Source organism: Armatimonadota bacterium, from assembly GCA_016125185.1.
Classification (GTDB): Bacteria; Armatimonadota; Fimbriimonadia; order Fimbriimonadales; family Fimbriimonadaceae; genus Fimbriimonas.
Map to the genome: position 1 here is coordinate 1,797,570 of WGMG01000006.1, position 17,619 is coordinate 1,815,188.

General features: G+C 54.4%; 15 protein-coding genes. 6 read left to right on the top strand and 9 right to left on the bottom strand.

The features are described from left to right. Window positions 1–435 precede the first annotated feature (435 nt). Window positions 436–2,040, bottom strand: a complete 1,605-nt coding sequence (locus GC165_16540) for a peptide chain release factor 3 (GenBank protein MBI1334477.1) — start codon at window positions 2,038–2,040, stop codon at window positions 436–438. 393 nt (window positions 2,041–2,433) lie between these two features. Between GC165_16540 and GC165_16545 the strand changes: the two genes are divergently transcribed. Further along, window positions 2,434–3,696: a hypothetical protein gene (locus GC165_16545; protein ID MBI1334478.1), complete on the top strand. Its 1,263-nt coding sequence runs from the start codon at window positions 2,434–2,436 to the stop codon at window positions 3,694–3,696. Here the strand turns inward: GC165_16545 and GC165_16550 are convergent. The 6 genes from GC165_16550 to hpt all read right to left on the bottom strand — a co-directional run bounded on the left by GC165_16550 (window position 3,693) and on the right by hpt (window position 10,448). Next, window positions 3,693–4,775 (bottom strand): hypothetical protein, encoded by a 1,083-nt coding sequence (locus tag GC165_16550; protein ID MBI1334479.1) that lies wholly within the window; start codon window positions 4,773–4,775, stop codon window positions 3,693–3,695. The two genes, GC165_16545 and GC165_16550, sit on opposite strands and share 4 nt — an antisense overlap. After that, window positions 4,768–5,292 carry a hypothetical protein gene (locus GC165_16555; protein MBI1334480.1) on the bottom strand — a complete coding sequence of 175 codons (525 nt, stop codon included), beginning with the start codon at window positions 5,290–5,292 and terminating at the stop codon, window positions 4,768–4,770. Before GC165_16555 ends, GC165_16550 begins: the two co-directional genes overlap by 8 nt. Window positions 5,293–5,411: 119 nt before the next feature. Beyond that, entirely contained in the window at window positions 5,412–7,412 is a 2,001-nt protein-coding gene (locus GC165_16560) for an AAA family ATPase (GenBank protein MBI1334481.1), read from the bottom strand. A 188-nt stretch (window positions 7,413–7,600) separates the two neighbouring features. Beyond that, the gene (locus GC165_16565) at window positions 7,601–8,359 is read right to left on the bottom strand and encodes a DUF4253 domain-containing protein (GenBank protein MBI1334482.1); all 759 of its coding nucleotides are present in this window, start codon (window positions 8,357–8,359) and stop codon (window positions 7,601–7,603) included. Window positions 8,360–8,442: 83 nt separating this feature from the next. Further along, window positions 8,443–9,840 carry a transcription termination factor Rho gene (locus GC165_16570; GenBank protein MBI1334483.1) on the bottom strand — a complete coding sequence of 466 codons (1,398 nt, stop codon included), beginning with the start codon at window positions 9,838–9,840 and terminating at the stop codon, window positions 8,443–8,445. A gap of 71 nt (window positions 9,841–9,911) precedes the next feature. Then, window positions 9,912–10,448, bottom strand: coding sequence for a hypoxanthine phosphoribosyltransferase (hpt, locus tag GC165_16575; GenBank protein ID MBI1334484.1), 537 nt, complete (start codon window positions 10,446–10,448; stop codon window positions 9,912–9,914). Window positions 10,449–10,631: 183 nt separating this feature from the next. On the opposite strand from hpt, the gene GC165_16580 reads away from it, so the two are divergent. Together GC165_16580 and GC165_16585 are read left to right on the top strand one after the other, a co-directional pair. Continuing rightward, window positions 10,632–10,856, top strand: a complete 225-nt coding sequence (locus tag GC165_16580; protein MBI1334485.1) for a hypothetical protein — start codon at window positions 10,632–10,634, stop codon at window positions 10,854–10,856. 14 nt (window positions 10,857–10,870) lie between these two features. After that, on the top strand, window positions 10,871–11,857 hold the full coding sequence (locus GC165_16585) for a hypothetical protein (protein MBI1334486.1): 987 nt from the start codon (window positions 10,871–10,873) through the stop codon (window positions 11,855–11,857). Window positions 11,858–11,946: 89 nt separating this feature from the next. Here GC165_16585 and GC165_16590 read toward each other — a convergent pair whose 3' ends face one another. Further along, a complete protein-coding gene (locus GC165_16590; protein ID MBI1334487.1) occupies window positions 11,947–12,570 on the bottom strand; it encodes a TIGR02453 family protein in 624 nt (207 codons plus the stop codon). Further along, window positions 12,567–12,920, bottom strand: coding sequence for a hypothetical protein (locus GC165_16595; protein MBI1334488.1), 354 nt, complete (start codon window positions 12,918–12,920; stop codon window positions 12,567–12,569). Before GC165_16595 ends, GC165_16590 begins: the two co-directional genes overlap by 4 nt. A 98-nt stretch (window positions 12,921–13,018) precedes the next feature. Here GC165_16595 and GC165_16600 point away from each other — a divergent pair, with 98 nt between their 5' ends. From GC165_16600 to GC165_16610, 3 genes are read left to right on the top strand one after another with little or no spacing between them, the layout of a single operon-like run. After that, window positions 13,019–13,753 (top strand): hypothetical protein, encoded by a 735-nt coding sequence (locus GC165_16600; protein MBI1334489.1) that lies wholly within the window; start codon window positions 13,019–13,021, stop codon window positions 13,751–13,753. Continuing rightward, complete coding sequence (locus tag GC165_16605) at window positions 13,750–14,556, top strand: SUMF1/EgtB/PvdO family nonheme iron enzyme (GenBank protein MBI1334490.1); 807 nt, start codon at window positions 13,750–13,752, stop codon at window positions 14,554–14,556. The genes GC165_16600 and GC165_16605 overlap by 4 nt, the downstream gene beginning before the upstream one ends. 9 nt (window positions 14,557–14,565) lie before the next feature. Then, window positions 14,566–17,418 carry a glycoside hydrolase gene (locus tag GC165_16610; GenBank protein MBI1334491.1) on the top strand — a complete coding sequence of 951 codons (2,853 nt, stop codon included), beginning with the start codon at window positions 14,566–14,568 and terminating at the stop codon, window positions 17,416–17,418. Window positions 17,419–17,619 lie beyond the last annotated feature (201 nt).

Here is a 17,619-nt window from a genome sequence, read left to right on the forward strand (position 1 = left end):
AAGCGAAGACCTGATCCCGGAGGGATCACAGATGGTAGCCGGGCGGTCGGAGCGAGGGACGAGCGTAGACCCCCGGTAGCATTCGAACCTGAAATGGTCCGAGGAGTCCCGATATTCGGGACGACCCCGCCATTATGGCGGCGACAAATGGGTCGTCAAATGTTTGGAAAAACTGCTGTGCGACAGGCACTCTTAGGAGAGGACCCTCCCGCGACCTTAGGAGCTTGTCGTTAGACCCCGCCGAGCATCGCGAGGAAGAGCCCTTGGAAAAGGGTGCCACAAAGGCACTATTTTCTGAGGATGAAGCGAAGCTGAATCGGGGGGAGGAGGTGAGGTAGATAAACGCTCCAAACTCCCAACCCTCGTAGCGAAGCGGAAACCCCCGAACCATCGGGCCAACTCCCAACTCCCAACTCCCAACTCCCAACTCCCAACCTAATTCGCCAACGCCGTAAACCCTTCCGACGGCGTCCGCATAAACTTGATCTTCGGATGCTGTTCAACCTGGTAGTTGCAGCCCCACTCGGTCGTAAACAGCGCCACCGGAACCCCGTAGTTGTCCTCCAGACCCACCGCGTTCGAGCCCCAATAGATGCCCTTGATCTCCGCCGCGTCGCCGTCCAGCCACCGAATAATCTCGTACGGCATCATCTCCACGTTGGTCTTCACGCCGTACTCGGCGATCAGCCGGTACTGAACGACCTCGAACTGCAATCGCCCAATCGCGCCCAAAATCGGCTCGCGCTGAACGCTTTTCGGGTTCCAGAAAAGCTGAACCAGGCCCTCTTGGCACAACTGCTCCACCCCCTTCTCAAAGTTCTTCAGCTTCGATACGTCCATGTTCGTCAGCCGCGCAAACACCTCCGGCACAAACTCAGGCACCTCGCTGTACTGAATCTTGGCGTTGGTCGTCACCGTGTCGCCCAGCATAAACGCCCCTGGGTTCGTCAGGCCCACGATGTCGCCCGGGTACGCCAGTTCGACCGTCTCCCGCTCCTGCGCAAACAGCCGTTGCGGGCGCGACAGCTTCAGCCGCTTGTTGCTCCGCTTGTTCAGCACCTCCATGTCCTTCTCAAACATGCCCGAAACGATCCGCACAAACGCGATTCGGTCGCGATGGTTGGGGTCCATGTTCGCCTGAATCTTGAACACGAAGCCGCTGAAATCGTCGCTCTCCACCACGTCCTTCGTCTTCGCCAAGCGGCTCTCGGGCGTCGGCGCCATGGTCATAAATTGGTCCAGGAACAGGCTCACGCCGAAGTTGGTCAGCGCCGAACCGAAGAAGATCGGCGTCAGATTTCCCGCCAAAACCCTCTCCAAATCGAACGGCTCGCCCGCCACGTCAAGCAGTTCGATGTCCTCCATGAGCTGGTTGTACTTCGCCTCACCCAGTTCGTCCTTCAGGCGCGGATCGTCGAGTGACAGCTTCGTGGCTTCGATCGCGTTCGAGCCGTGCGACGCCTTGTCGTAAAGGTGCACCGTCTTCGACGCCCGGTCGAACACGCCCTTGAAGTCCACGCCCTGCCCGATCGGCCAGTTCATCGGCGTGCTCTGAATCCCGAGCACGTCTTCGATCTCCGCCATGATCGCTAGCGGCCCCGGACCTTCGTTGTCCAGCTTGTTGACGAACGTAAAGATCGGCAGTCCCCGTTGCTTACACACGGCAAAGAGCTTTCGCGTCTGGCTCTCGACGCCGCTCGCATTGTCGATCAGCATGACCGCCGCGTCGGCCGCCGTCAGGGTTCGATACGTGTCCGCACTGAAGTCGTCGTGCCCCGGAGTGTCCAGCAGGTTCAGCACGTGCCCCTTGTATTCGAACTGAAGCACCGTCGAAGTGATCGAGATGCCGCGCTGTTTTTCTAGCTCCATCCAGTCCGAGGTAGCGGTGCGCTGGTTGCGCCGCGCCTTCACCGACCCCGCCAACTGGATCGCCCCTCCATAAAGCAAAAGCTTCTCGGTGAGGGTCGTCTTTCCGGCGTCGGGGTGAGAGATGATGGCGAACGTGCGGCGACGCTTCGCTTCTTGCTCGATGGTGCTCATAGGGTCTGTTGTTCGCGCTCTCTTGGCCGCCCTAGCCTTGTGCGAAGGAGGCCGTCCGGCGTAGCTTCCTGTCCGACGTAGCTTTAGCGAAGTCAGGATGCGAAAGGCATCTCGCGGGGATACGACTATTTTACTCCGAGCGAAAAACCGACCGTCAAACACAACCAATTAGGAAGATTTTCCTGTACAGCAAGTGGTCTCGACCTCCATTTGGGCTGTCCAGCCTGAACACAAGGTCGAAGAATCTTCGAAAACACTATCATTCTTTCTACCTACGAGGAATCCGTAGCACAGGCAATCATTTCCGGCAAAAGACGAGAACCACGAATGAAACGTGAACCTGGTCGGACATAATTGCCGGATATAATCATCCTCGCAGCTGGAGGAACGGCAATACAAACTTCATTTCAAGATTGGACTCAGACTCGCCAAATCAAAAGTCTTGGAACAAATGCGGGAGCATTAGAGATTCCGTTCCAAGGTTGGCGACATTTCAAGGAAGCCTTTGCACCAGAACTCATTCAGCGCGCTATTTCTGAGAATCCAATTCCCACCACAAATTGTATTGACCCTTTTGGTGGCTCTGGCACTACGGCATTGGCATGTCAATTTTTGGGAGTTCACCCAATAACTGCGGAAGTCAATCCTTTCCTGGCTGACCTAATTGAATCCAAGATTGACAGCTACGATACTGACCTGTTAACTCGAGATTTTGGTCTCGTAATTAAAAACTCTCAGCGTCACGGTTGCTCTTACACCGCACCTCAATTCCCCAGGACGTTAATTGAGCCTGGGTATAAGAAGAGGTGGATATTTTCCAAAGAGGTTGCTCGCAGTATATTTTCACTTCTTGAGTCGATTGAATCCTTAGATGAATTTCGACACAGAAGACTATTTCGCATACTTCTCGGCGGAATTTTAGTCGATCTAAGTAATGTTGTGGTAAGTGGAAAAGGTCGACGTTACAGACCTAATTGGCAGTCGAGGACGATAACGGGACCTGATGTATATACGAGATTTATAGAAGCCTCAAAAAATGCCATTACAGATATACATCGATTTTCAAAACGCAGTTGCTTGTCATATTCTTTATTACGAGGTGACATTAGGCAACTATTGGCGGGCAAAGATGATACATCCCTCTGTGTCTTCTCGCCACCGTATCCTAATTCATTCGACTATACTGATGTTTATAATGTGGAACTTTGGACATTGGGTTATCTATCCGACGCTGATTCAAATTACGAATTACGTTCTTCAACACTTACATCACATGTCCAAGTTGGCCGGATCTTCGCGCCCCACCCTAGCGGTTCACCTACGCTGGAAAAAGTTATGGCAGACCTACACTTAAGGCAATCCATGCTTTGGGACCGACGCTTGACTCAAATGATCGGTGCCTACTTCGCCGAACTAACTGATCTGCTTCACAAACTATTCAACAAAATAAAGGATGGAGGATCAGTATGGATCGTCATAGGTGACAGTATTTATGCAGGTGTCCATATTGAAACAGCAAGGATTCTTAAGGAACTAGCAATAGCCAACGGGTGGACGCTTCTTGCACTCGAACCGTTTCGGTCAATGCAATCATCGCCGCAACAAGGCGGAAGAGCCGAGCTAGCCGAAACTCTTTTAGTATTGCAGAAGTGTTAGGCGGTCTGATTAAGGTACTCCCTGTAGAGTTCACTGCTTGCAAACAAGTACCAAAGCCGCGTGACCACGCTCCTATCCTGAGCCAGATCGCGTACATGTTCAAAGCAACATTCATCTGAACTTTTCGAAGTTCTCATGTCGAAACAGCACAATGCGGACTCGCGTGCTCCTCGCTCATCTCTATAGCTTGACGCCTGCTTAACCCCAGACTCAATCCAATTCATGGTATAGTCTTGAGTGACCACATCTCCCGTGCTCCCAAATGAGCGCAAGACCTTAAGTTCTAATAAGGCGTATCTTGTAAAACTACTTCTATTGATAGCATCTTGTCCCTCTACCTCTAGGTCTATTCTGCCCGTCGTCTGTGATTGCTCTTCTCGAATTATGCAGGCCGGAAAAGCCCCTTGTAACCCCATACGGAGATACGCCTGAATACCTCGCTCGGCATTCTTTATTGGCCAAAACTTACCCGGATTCTCCCATAGCTTCAATTCCTGTGACTGTGCATCCGGCGTAACTAACATTTTTTCATAGATTGTTTCGACAGTCTTTAGAACCTGCTCTAATGTCACTTCAGAGTTAAGACTTATTAAGCTTCGCGTATCCAATTCCGAAAGGCCCGATGGGTAGTAAACCACTTCAGGACTAGCAGTTCTCGAATCATAGAAAATCGCAGGGACCGCACCTAAACTTAACTCGTTGCACACCAATTCAAACACGGCTTCGTCATCTTTATCTCCTATATTCATGCTACGTCCGCTGGCAGCAATCTCGTTTACAAACCATAATTTTTCTACAAGAGAAGTTAGACCATTCTCCAACCTAGGCACACGAACCGCGTCTTCTTCTATCTCGTCCGGCACATTTGGGGCAAGCAGGAACACTGCAACCCCTTTTTTTTCAGGTTGTGCTGCCGCCTCGGCGATTCTTCGCCTGATAAGCTTTACGGTGTTTGCGAGAAACCGGACTTCTGCGGGGAGTCCGGCGTCAGTTCCAATACCTACACCAACAAGTGCCGCTTCCGTGTACTCAATCATAGACCAAGTACCAAGGGAACCCGGCGCAATTTGATCAGGCACTTTCTAACCTCATGTGAAGATATCTAATGTACGAATGAACTTTTTCGCCCGGGGACATGGTCACCAGCGCCGACATCCTCTGTTCGATTTCCTTAGTCGCAAGATAACTTAGATTCTTGAACTCCGTTCGGCTAAAGTCCAACCTGTTACCATTTGTTACCAAGGGCGTCGAGTAAGTTATGTCTTCAGTCATGGCGTCGTCGAACTCATTATCGGAGAGCGATGATAGTGCTAGCGCCAACTCACAGGCAAATTCCACAAGTCGTTGCTCCTCCGGAAAATATTTCAAGCACTCCATAATGGGCTTTGAAAACTCTGTATTCAGCTTATAGGACCCATCCAGTCGCCAACGCCCCATTTCATCTTTAATATGGCTGGGGTCAAGCACCCGAGCCACACCTATGCCCACCAGCCGGTCTAAGTCCTGCTGGAGAGCAGGATAATATGGTCCACCTTGCCTTTTGAGTAGGTCACTGTCAAGCGCGCTTAATTCCCAAATTGGCGCAAGAACATTCATAAGGTATGCAAAGGTATGGAGCCTCAATACACGAAGTGGCAATATCCCTGCCCTCTCTGCCGAATAAAGCAGAATTATCAACCTGACTTGATGCCTTAATCTCGTCTCTAATTCAGATTTCACGAATTGTCACCCAGAGATGCAAGTAAGCTCTCAATTCGTTCTTGATATTCATCATGCAACTGTCTAATCGCCTCAGTTGGCTCCGCAATGTCAAAAAGATTCAGCAACCGTTCAAAATTATGGTTATCACTTTCGGCTGTCTTCAATAGAAGTGGCAACAATTGCCCTTCCACCAAATTTGATGTTACGACCAGTCTGTTTTCCACGGTAGCACGTGCAAATTTAGCGAGAACGCTTGCCGCCCTAACCACAAAAACGGCATCCAATGATGACTCTGGCGCATCAATAAGCAGGCTGGTGAATCCATGTGCTCCTGCCGTTGATGTCAAAGCCATTCGAAATGAGAGATCGATGAATTCTCGCTGACTTTCGGACACCTGTTCAGGCCCGGTACGGCGCACCGTTGAATTGAAGTCTGAGCCACTTAGATCCAATTCAAAAAATGGAAAATCGAATGACTCACCTGTCTCTCCCAGCCTTGACTTCCTTGGTGCCCAGCTTAGGGTGCAATCCTCCAGTAAGAATCCTCTGGCAAAGCTGTGAAAGGAAGCTACAACATCTGAAGCTTTATCAGCTATTTCCTTATTTCTGATCTCAATGAAAGAGCGAAAAGATGTGCGCAATTCTTGGAGCATTTGACGCTGAGACTCAACACTACTTCTCAATGCCGCCGTTTCCGCCTGCTTTCGGTGCAGTTTTGACTCCTCCGGGGGTAAAAGCTTAACTAATTCCGCTAGCCTTGCCGATTTTTTGGCAATAGAAGTATTTAGTTCTTGAATTGTAAGAACATGTTGCGAAAAGGCAGATTCAATTTCCTTCAGCGCATTTGCCGCACTCTCTTGTGCAACATCACAGTCATTAAGTTGTCGAAGACTTACTTGCACGCGTTTATCGGCCAGTTCGCTAGATTCCGCTAAGATCTCACTTTCGGAAATATCAGAAGCGCACACAACACAAAGTGAGTCTTCTATACGCTGGGTGAGCTCTTCTACCACTCCCGGTACCTCGGAGCCACAAACTAAGCAGGTGTTGTCCGTCATCAATTGCGCAAGGATATAGCGAGCCGTATCAGAGCGACTCGGGAATCTAGATGCAATAGCAATCAACTTAGCATTTTCGAATTCTCTAAAAGCAGATTCCCTCTCTTGTTCTTTTTGCAAGTACGAAAGGCGGCGATCCTGCCTTGCTGCCTCAATGCCTACCAGATCATATTGAAGGGTTTCCCGGTCAGCTGAATCGCTTGTCAAAAGCTTTTCAATCGTTTCCAATTCAGCACGTATGTCCTTGGCTCCTTCCGACTTTGCAACCTCACTTGCTAGTGCCCGTTCCTCCCTTGAAACAGCACTCTGCAGGTTCCTCATACGACTGTCTAACTCTAAAACTTCACGTTCCTTCTTGATCCAGACCTCAGACATATCTGGCTGCATAAACAGTATCCGGAGAATCTGGCGTTGTGCTGATTGATCCCAAACCAACGCTCGTCGATCCTCAAAATAGAAGATCATGTGCCGTAGCAGTAATATCCAGTCGCCAAACGACCAAACTCCAGCGAGTCTACATATTTCGGCTTGCAAATCCTCCTCGGCTAAATGGGTTATCAAACCGTCTATGATTACTTGCCTTAGGCTCAAATCATGTAACGACCTTGAAATGACCACCGACGTGTCATTCAGCATAAACGTCAAGGTAACCACGGCGTCCGATGCACCATTCATAACGCGGTTGGCAAATACGCTGCGGGCGTACGAGGGCATCCTGATAGCCTGGATTCGTGCGCTACCTAAGTCTCCAGTGAGAGTCGCCGTAGGTAGCTCGTACGGTCCCGTGAGTGACCGGAACAGAATTGAAATGAAAGTCGTTTTACCTATTCCATTTGCTCCTAGAATGAGGCTAAGGCCGGGCTTAAATTCAAATGTTAGACCCGGTTGATCTGTTGTACCGGGATACATTCCATATCCCTCGATAATAACGTTCTTTAATATTGGGAAGCTGACCATATCTTTGCCTTTTCCTCCCGGCTCAGTTGCAATCTATATTAGCATCATAAGCTTCTTTCGAGCGCTGTGCTTCGGAAGTTATTTGCTGTTTGACCTTCTTCTGTTTTTTTGTTAGTAGAATTACGTCGTTCGTGGGCATCTCTTGTCGAACTTGGGACTATCGAGTTCTTTACCCCAAGAGCAAAACCTCAGTCCCACCAGAAATACCACACGTTCGCGCCCAACACCGCGTTAGCAAGCTCTTCGACCGACTCCGTGCCCTGATCCACCACATCAGGGCAGAGCCAGAACATCTCCATCGCCAGCTTCGCCGCGACCGCCGGGTCCTCGATCGGACGATCCACCCAAAACTCGATCACGTCGTTTGAAATCAGAGCCGGAACCGCCCCAAACCGCTCGAACCAATCGCGGAACACCGCCGTCAACTCGTGGTCGTAAGGCGTATCGTTCCACCCGCCAAACGGGTAGTGCGCCAACACCTGCCAAGGCGCCTCGCAAGGGATTTCCGACAGAAAAGCGCTCTTCCCAAACTCCGCCCCCGAAAACGTCCGAACAGGGTCGGTCGCCTTGGTCAGCTTCGCCGGGTCCGGCTCGCGATGCGCGGACTCCAGTTCCTCGTCGGCCTCTTCGTCCTCGTCCAACGACAAGTTCTCACGCCGTGCCGCGAAAAACTCCGCCAGGTCCACCTCGGCGGCCTGAGCCAGAACCTCGGCGGGCCGGCCGTCCACCGCATCTTCCTTGATCTCAATATGGTCGAAGGGATCGACCAAAATCACCGCCACCCCGCGAGCCGAGCCCCTTCGCTTCTGCCATTCTGCCTGCGCCTGCTCCTTCTGAATCGGCATCAAAGGCAGTACGCCGCCCCGCGCCATGGCACCCTGCGGAGGCGCGCTCGCCGGTGGACTCGACTCACTCTTTCCAAACAAACCCTTCAGCCATTTCATCATGGGTGAATCATACCAACCCGCAAAAGCAAATCAGCCTCCAGCAAAAAACTGGAGGCTGATTTCAAAAGGCTAAAGGCTCAAAACTAAACCGTCGCGCGAGTGCGTTGAATAACGCCTTCGATAAACGCGGCGTTGTTCGGCGTTCGCTTGATGAGCTTGATGAACTGCTCGGTGGCTTCCAGCGAGCTCTGCTCCTTCGCCATCAGGCGGCGAAGCTGGACCACGCCTTCGTAAATCTCCCGGTTGAACAGCAGTTCTTCGTGTCGGGTCGACGACCGTCGCACGTCGATAGCTGGCCAAATGCGGCGCTCCGACAGTTCGCGGTCGAGGATGATTTCCGAGTTACCCGTACCCTTCAACTCTTCAAAGATCGATTCGTCCATCTTCGAACCGGTATCCACCAGAACCGAAGCGATGATCGTGAGCGAGCCGCCTTCTTCGATGTTGCGCGCCGCGCCGAAGAACCGTCGCGGTCGGTACAGCGCCGACGGGTCGAGACCGCCGGTCAGCGTTCGTCCCGAAGGGTTGATCGTCAAGTTGGAAGCGCGCGAAAGTCGCGTCAGCGAGTCGAGCATGATGACCACGTCTCGACCGGATTCCACCAGTCGCTTGGCTTGCTCAAGGCAAAGTTCGGCCACTCGCATGTGGTTCTCCGCCGGCTCGTCGAAGGTCGACGAGATCACCTGGCCGCGAACCGATCGTCGCATGTCCGTCACCTCTTCCGGTCGTTCGTCGACCAGCAAGACCAGCAGAGCGACTTCGGGATGATTGGTCGAAATCGCATTGGCGATCGACTTCATCATCGTCGTCTTACCCGCCTTGGGCGGCGACACGATCAGGGCGCGCTGGCCCTTGCCGATCGGCGAGATCAGGTCGACGATTCGCGTCGGAATATTGTCCGCCGTCGTCTCCATCACCAGCTTCTCGTCGGGATACAGCGGCGTCAGTTCGTCGAAATTCTTTCGCTTGACGTTGTGCAGCAGCGCGAGACCGGTGTTGTTCACCGCCTCGACGCGGAGCATGCCGCGATACTTCTCGCCTTCCTTCGGCGCTCGAACCAGGCCGAAAACGAGGTCGCCGCTTCGAAGGTTGCCCTTCTTCACCAGCGATTGCGAAACGTAAACATCGTCGGGCGACGGCTGATAGGTGTCCTTTCGCAGGAAGCCCCATCCGTCGTTCATGATCTCAAGAATGCCCTTGGCATACTGAGGCTCCTTTTCCTTGTTCATCACTGGCAGGAGCGCCTCGATGACCTCGTACTTGAGCAGGTCGGCCGAAATCTTGGCCTTCTTTGCCACCTTCAGCAGTTCGGCTGGCGGCATGGCGTCGAACTCAGAAAAATCGTGTTCTGGCAGATTTTCGAGCTCTGTCTGGGAGTCGCCCTTAGGCAGACCCTCGTTGGCACGGTTGCGTCGGCGTCGGTTGTTGTTTTGGTTGTTACCGCCGCCTTGCCCTTGGCGTTGTCTGAATGTCGGAGTCATAGACAGTAGAGTCCGTAATAGAGAGATTTATAAGGAAAAACTTCGAACCAGGGAGACGCGAGATTAGAAACCTATTCGTCTTGGTGGAAAACGGCGATGGTCGGCAGATTGCGAAATCGCTCGTCGAAGTCTAATCCGTATCCTACCACAAATTTGTTAGGAATGGGGAAACCTATATACTCACATTCCACATTTACGATCCTTGCATCCGGTTTTGAGAGCAAAGCGCAGATTTGGAGCGAGCGAGGACGCCGGGTTCCCAGCAGTTCGCGAAGGTGCGAGAGCGTCCGGCCCGTGTCGAGAATATCTTCCACGATGACGACGTCCCGATCTTCGATGCTGCTGTCGAGATCCTTCTTAATTTGTACTACGCCGGAACTGCTCGTTTCGCCATGCCAACTGCTCACTTGCATGAATTCCAGGTGGCAATCGCGGCCCAAATCCCACAAAGCCCGGGAAAGATCGCTCAGAAAATGGACCGAGCCTTTCAGAATTCCGAGCAGAATGATCGGCTGGTCGGACTTGGGAATCGAAGCGTCGATCTGCTGGGCGAGTTCACGAACTTTTGACTGAATTTCGTCGGAAGAGATCAACACTTCAAGGCGCATGGAAGCAATTAAGATACCCTCAGTTCGCCTCCCGATCCATAAAACTTTGGCGCTCGGAATCTTGATAAAGACCCGTTTTGTTTGAAGTAAATTCTTATGACAAAAAGCGACCCCGATTCATCAATCAAGCTCCTTTCGGGAATCACCCCATTCGGAACATTTGCAGAGGAGCTATTTGAAACAATGACTCTACCATTGCCGTCGAGCCCAGTCTGGGCCGACATTATTTCGGGGAAGAAGGCCATCGCCTTCGAAAGCCTGACCATCAAAATTTTTCTCGGTTCGGCTCAACAGCGCTTCAAGCTGAAGCCAGAGACGATGAGCCAAATCGTCGCCGAACTCCACAACCTTTTCGAAAAGAACATCAAGATTCCGACCGTCCAGCGCGACATCGAGAAACTCGCCTAAGGAGGACCATGACCATGAGTTCACAACTTTTAACGCTTGAACAAGCATCGCAATTGTTGACCCAGCCTGGGGCCTATCTCGTCGCCGCGGACGCCAATGTCCTTTGCCAGCTTCCCAAGGGCAACTGGATCGGTGGAAGCATTCCGTATTTCATCGCCGAAGAGGGCGGCGTCGTTTCCCAAAATCGAGTCTTCGTAACCAAGCTGCCCGAGGCGACGAAAATCGTTTCGACCCAACTGGTGTCCGAAGCCGACCTACCGAACGTCTACCGAAACATGCCGGAGAACGGCTTCGGCGTCATCATCCTGCCTGCCACCAGCCCGAGCCACCTTTCGTTTGCCCTGAATGCGCCGAGCTACGAAGACTTCGCCATGAAGCCCTTGGTCGGATGGATTTCTGGAGTGCACCTGAGCGAACTCGGCAAAACGACGCCGACAGTCTTTGACGGCCGAAATGGCCGGTCTTCTGAATCGGATGCGGTTCTGATGTACCTCGACCTCGACGCCGACTACGTCTGCGACATGGGTATCGTCAACATCTTCACCCAAGGCGGCGGCGACACGCTTGAGTTCCCCGAGACCAGCTTCTCCGTAAAGGATGTCCTCGTCAACGGTGTCAAGCAGAACTTCGCCGAGTACCTGAAGGCAAACAATGTCGACATCAAAAATCCGCTCGTCGCGAACTACGCCGGGGCGATGATCAACGTCAGCTTCCAGGGCATCGACGAAGCCAATCAGATCGTCAACCTATACGCTCCCGTCTTCCAGGGCGCGGAGTACAAGCTTGCGGACCCGATTCAGGACTATGTGGGCCAGTTCACCAGCCAAATGCCGAAGGATTCCGACTCCATCGCGTTCTCCTGCAACTGCATCCTTAACTTCCTGTATTCGGAACTCGAAGGCAAGAAGACGGGCAATGTCACCGGACCGATTACCTTCGGCGAGGTCGCGTTCCAGTTGCTAAACCAAACGATGGTCTACCTGACCCTCGAAAAAATTTAAGTTCCACCTCGTTCCCAGTTCGGGGGCGTCTGTTGTTGCGGCAGCGCCCCTTGTTTCCCAGAGCGGCCCCACTTCGGGGCCGTCTTTTTTTAGAACTTGCAGAGCCAATCGTATAACGGGGTCAATTTCTGCATTCCGTCCAGGGCCAACGATGCCTCGATTGCTTCTCGGTCCAACTCGTGGTCGAACCACGCGCTGATCCCTTTTCGCCGATAGTGATCGGCCAACGGTAAAGCCGCGTCGAACCCCTTCGGCACCCGCGCTAATTCAGGTTCAGGTATCCGCGCTCCCATCTCCACCAAGGCGTCGAGCACCGCCGGAAGTTCATCCACGCTCTGCCGAAAGGCCGCCAGCCGCTCAGAGTCGAACTCCCAAACCCCTGTCCCAACGGTCAGCCGATCAGGCTCGATCGAGGCATGAAAAGCCCGACACAAACCCGACTCTTCCGGCATCCGCCAAAACGACATTCGCACGTAAGGCGTGTACGGCGTCTTATCCTTCGAAAACCGGACGTCGCGGTAGATTCGATACAGCTTGCCGCCGAATTCTTCGCCGCGCAGGTCCGCCAGCCCCTGCCGAACGTCTTCGAAGAACTCCTCGCTCGGCCCTTTCACCTCGGTCTCGTACTCCGCCTTGTGCGCATTGAACCAATCCCGGTTGTTGTTAAGCTCCAGTTCCCGCAGGAACCGTCGCCCCGATTCTGGAAAACTCATTTCTTCTTCCCCAACATATGCTCTCGAACAAAAGTCGTGCTCTTCTGCATCCAGCCCAGCAGGTCCTCGTCCGAATCGTAATGCCCCTTCGCCACATAGGCAAAGTTGCGCAACGGCTTACCCGTAAAGTCCATCGGATCAACGGCATTGGCGGCTATCGCCCCTTCCATGTCCTCATCCCCAAGGCGGATCATCAGCCGATCCTTCCCCACGCCGACCGTCATCTTTCGGTTGATCGCAAAGCAAAGCCCGCCGAACATCTTGATCTCGCTCATCTCCTCGTTCGGAGCTAGGTCAAGTCGCGGCACCAGCACGCGAATGCGTTCCGCCAATTCCGGATCGTGTGGCATCGTCCCTTCGTTATACGACTTTTGCGGAGCGAGAAATTGCCGGTCGGACTTCCGTTCCGAAACGAACCTTCCAACTGCCGCCGCGCGTCCTATTTGCAATGAGAAAGCTGTTCTCGATTTGCATTGTGCTGTCCATCGTGACAGCGGGGTTTGCCCAAGACCAAGCGGCACCCGCCGCAAGCCAGGCGTCTGAAAAGTATCGCGAGTATCGCAACCAGATCACCGAGCCAAAATACGGCCTCGCCAAAGTCAAAAAGCTCATCAAGGCCATCAAGCCCGACGGCGAAGACAACGTGATCATGGCGAACAAAACTTACAACGCCCTTTCGGTCGAGGAGAAGTTCACCTATAACGCCCTCCACGGCGAAGTTTTCTCCCAAAACTGCGATGTTATGCCCCCGATGGTCGACGAGGAAAAGAAAATCTTTGGCCACATCCCCGGCAACTTCGGCGACGAGGAGCAGTGGAGTGAACGCCAGCTCGCGTTCTTCAAGAAGTACCGCTCGAAAGTCGTCAGCCTTTTGCGCGAAACCATGACCGGCCAGAAGCACGTCGGTCTCAATCTCAAGCACATCGCCATCGAGATTCAGGCCTACGAACTCATTCCAGATATGATCAAGATTTATGGCCAAAAGCATTACGATCAAGACATCTTGACCGTGCTAATGGACCTCATGCACCAAGGCAAATACGGCCCCTTTATGAAGTCGCAATCCTGCGAAAAGCTCTTTGGTGACGCCTCCAACTACCGAAGCTTTATCGTCGCCAATCCCGAAAACCAAGCCCTCGTTATCGAGCGCGCAACCGCGTACTATAAGACCAAAAGGAGATGATCGTCGCCGCCCTTGTCCTGCTTGCCTCGCCGCTTGGGGCCAAGGGCTACGTGGCCATTCCCGCCGGCACCTACCAGGTCGGCAAAGCCGATCGTCTCGACACGCCCGTGAGGAAGGTCACCCTCAAAGCGTTCGAAATCGCCGTCTACGAAACGACGAACCGTGAGTTCAAACAGTTCGTCGACGCCGCCCACTACGTCACCGACGCCGAACGCCTGCACAACGCGATGGTGTTCGCCCCGCCGCTGAAAGAGTTCACGTGGCTCCAAGACAAAACCGCCAACTGGCGTTACCCAAACGGCAAAAAGCGCGGCGGGATCGAAAAGTTGATGGATCACCCGGTGACCTCCATCAGCTACCGCGACGCCCTGGCCTACTGCACATGGGCGGGCGTCCGCCTCCCGACCCTCGACGAGTGGGAGGTCGCCTGCCGCGCCGGGACCACCACCGACACCTTCTTCGGCGACGATCTCACCAAGATCGGCAAGTATGCCAACGTCTGGCATGGTCGAGATCACCTCCGGGCCGATACCTCCGACGGCTATATGACCACCGCGCCGGTCGGCAGTTTCGCGCCCAGTCCCAACGGACTGTACGACATGTACGGAAACGTCTTCGAGTTCTGCTCCGGCCATCTCAAAAGCGACAAATCCGACCGCACCGTCCACGCCCGCGGCGGCTCCTGGTGGTGCAGTCTCAACTCGTGCTGCTTCTTCAACTCCATCGACATCGGCAAGGTAGATATGCGGGCTTCTTTCAGCAACCAAGGCTTTCGAGTTGCACGCGACGTCAAATCCCGGTAGCATGGGTTCATGCCGAAGTGGGCTGTGGTCCTCGCTTTGTTGGTGCCGTGCCTAGCCTCGGCCCAAAGTTCCCTGGAATCTGACTTCAAAAATCCGCCCAATTCCGGCAAGCTCCGTGCCTATTGGTGGTGGCTCAACGGCAATGTCACCCGCGCCTCCATCCAGCGCGATCTTGAGCAAATGGCCGCCAAAGGGTTTGGTGGAGCCCTCATCTGCGATGCCAACGGAGCCGACCAATTTGGCAACGGACCGGTCCCACATGGTCCAGATTTCTTTTCTCCCGAATGGCGTGAACTGTATAAGTTCACACTTCAAGAAGCCCACAAATTAGGCTTAGAAATGAGCCTCAACATCATGAGCGGGTGGAACCTCGGTGGCCCGATGGTGCCCGCCAAAGACGCCCCCAAGAAGCTCGTTTTCTCGTCGACGACCGTCGATGGCAACGCAACCACCATCAAGCTTCAGGAGCCCAAACACGATCCTGCCCTTTACGGCGAAGTCGCCGTCGTCGCTTATCCCGTCGATCCCTCTGCCAAGCCCGGAACCTTGCGCCATTTCGAAGAAAAGGCTCTCATCAAAGGTCTCTCTTTTTCCGCCCCCGACACTTCCCTTTTGCTAGACGACGGTCCTGATATCCCGCGTGAAGCCGCTACCCGCTCGTCCGAGGTCATCGATGTCTCCCGCGACATGGACGCCGACGGCACACTCCATTGGAAGAAACGGCCCGGCCATTGGCAGGTCTTCCGCATCGGCTATACCCTCAACGATCACTGTCACGTCTCGACCAACAGCGAAGGATGGTACGGCTACGCCATCGATCCTTTCGACAAGGGCGCATTCATGCGCTATTGGAACACCGTCGTCGAACCCCTCATCCGCGACGCCGGTCCGCTCGCAGGTAACACCCTCAAGTACCTTCACACCGACAGTTGGGAGGTCGAAGTCGCTAACTGGACTCCCACTCTCCGAGAGGAGTTTCGACGCCGACGCGGCTACGACATGTGGCCCTACCTTCCCGTCATGCTCGGCCAAATCGTCGACAGCCGCACCAAGAGCAATCGCTTCCTCAACGACCTCCGCCGCACCATCGGCGACCTCGCCATCGACAACCACTATCGCCTCTTCCGAGACAACGCTCACAAGCACGGTCTCCTCATCCATCCCGAGTCGGGCGGGCCCCACGCAGTCCCTATCGACTCCCTTCAATGCCTCGGCATGGATGACGCACCTATGTCCGAGTTTTGGGCCTCATCCTGGACACATCGAGTCAAAGAAGAAGACCGCTTCTTTGTGAAGCAGCCCGCGTCTGCTGCCCACACCTATGGTCATAACCTTGTCCTCGCCGAAGGTTTCACCACCATCGGACCTCACTGGCAGGAGACCCTTTGGGACAACCTCAAACCCAATTTCGACGAAGCAAGCTGTCAGGGTCTGAACCGCCTGGTCTGGCATGCCTTCGTCTGCTCGCCTGACTCCACCGGTCTGCCCGGTCAGCAGTACTTTGCTGGTACCCATCTCAACCCCAAAGTCACCTGGTGGAACCAATCTCAGCCCTTTTTCGCCTATCTTAACCGCGTCCAAACCATGCTCCAAAAGGGACGCTTTGTGGCCGACGCGCTGGTGTATTACGGAAACCACGTCCCCAACTTTGCCCAGCTCGAAAAGTCCGATCCCGCCAAGGTTCGACCCGGCTACGACTACGATGTCGCCACCGAGGAGGTCATACTCAATCGCGTCCAGGTGGAAAACGGCGACCTCGTCCTCCCCGATGGCATGCGCTACCGCCTCCTCGTGCTGCCCAACCGCACCACCATTTCGTTGCCCGTGCTCAAGAAGGTCCGCGAGTTAGTAATTGCCGGCGCAACCGTGCTCGGGCCCAAGCCCACCGAAGCCACCAGTCTAGAAGACTATCCTCAGCGTGACGCCGAGGTCAAAAAGATCGCCGATGAACTTTGGGGTGCTGGCCCATCCGTGCCCGTTCGCACCGTTGGCGACGGGGTCGTACTCTCCGGGCTTTCCGGTCGCGATGCCCTGCTTGGCCGCACCGCTGGACCCGACTTCGCCTTCACCTCGCCCGACGATCTCGACATCAATTATGTCCACCGTCGCGATGGCGACGCCGACATTTACTTCGTGGCCAACCGCTCCAAGACCGCTGGAAAAGCTGCCTGTTCGTTCCGCGTGACCGGCAAAGTGCCCGAGTTTTGGGACCCGATGACCGGCGAGGTCCGCGACGTTCCGTCCTGGACCGACGACACCATCCACACCACCGTGCCCATGGAGTTCAACCCCTGCGGCTCCATGTTCGTCGTCTTCCGCCGCCCGGGCCGTCCCGATCCCAAGATCGGCCCTCTCGCCAACTACGATCGCGTCACCGACCTCGGCTTCCTCGATTCGGGCTGGGGCGTCGCGTTCGATCCCAAGTGGGGCGGTCCCGCCCACACCGCCTTCGAAAAGCTGACCGACTGGTCCGAAAACCCCGACCCCGGCATCCGCTATTACTCGGGCACCGCCGTCTACACCACGACGTTCGAAGGTCCGCAAACCGCCATCAAAGGCCTCGCCCTCGACCTCGGTTCGGTCCACGAGGTCTCTGAAGTCATCCTCAATGGTCGCAATCTCGGCATCGTCTGGGCCCCGCCGTTCCGCGTCGACATCAGCCAAGCCGTACAACCCGGCACCAACGTCCTCGAAGTGAGGGTCACCAACTTCTGGCCGAACCGAGTCATCGGCGACGCCCGCTCTCCTGGCCAAACCCCGTTCACCCGAACCAACATCCGCAACCTCACCGCCGACTCCAAACTCATGCCCTCCGGCCTCCTCGGCCCGGTCCGCATCGTTTCGATCAGTCGAGGCAAATAGCCCTGATTTGGAGGCACAGGAACGACACTGAAACCCCTCTCCGGTTTCTCGCGAAGCGAAAACGGGGGAGGGTGTGTCCTGACTTGTGTCAGGAGACGGGAGGGGAAAATCCGCTCAACAAAACTTCGCACCTAGAGGCATAAACAAGCCACCTTTGGGTCACATCAAAGACCGTGTTAGCCCGGCCACAGAAAGGACCCC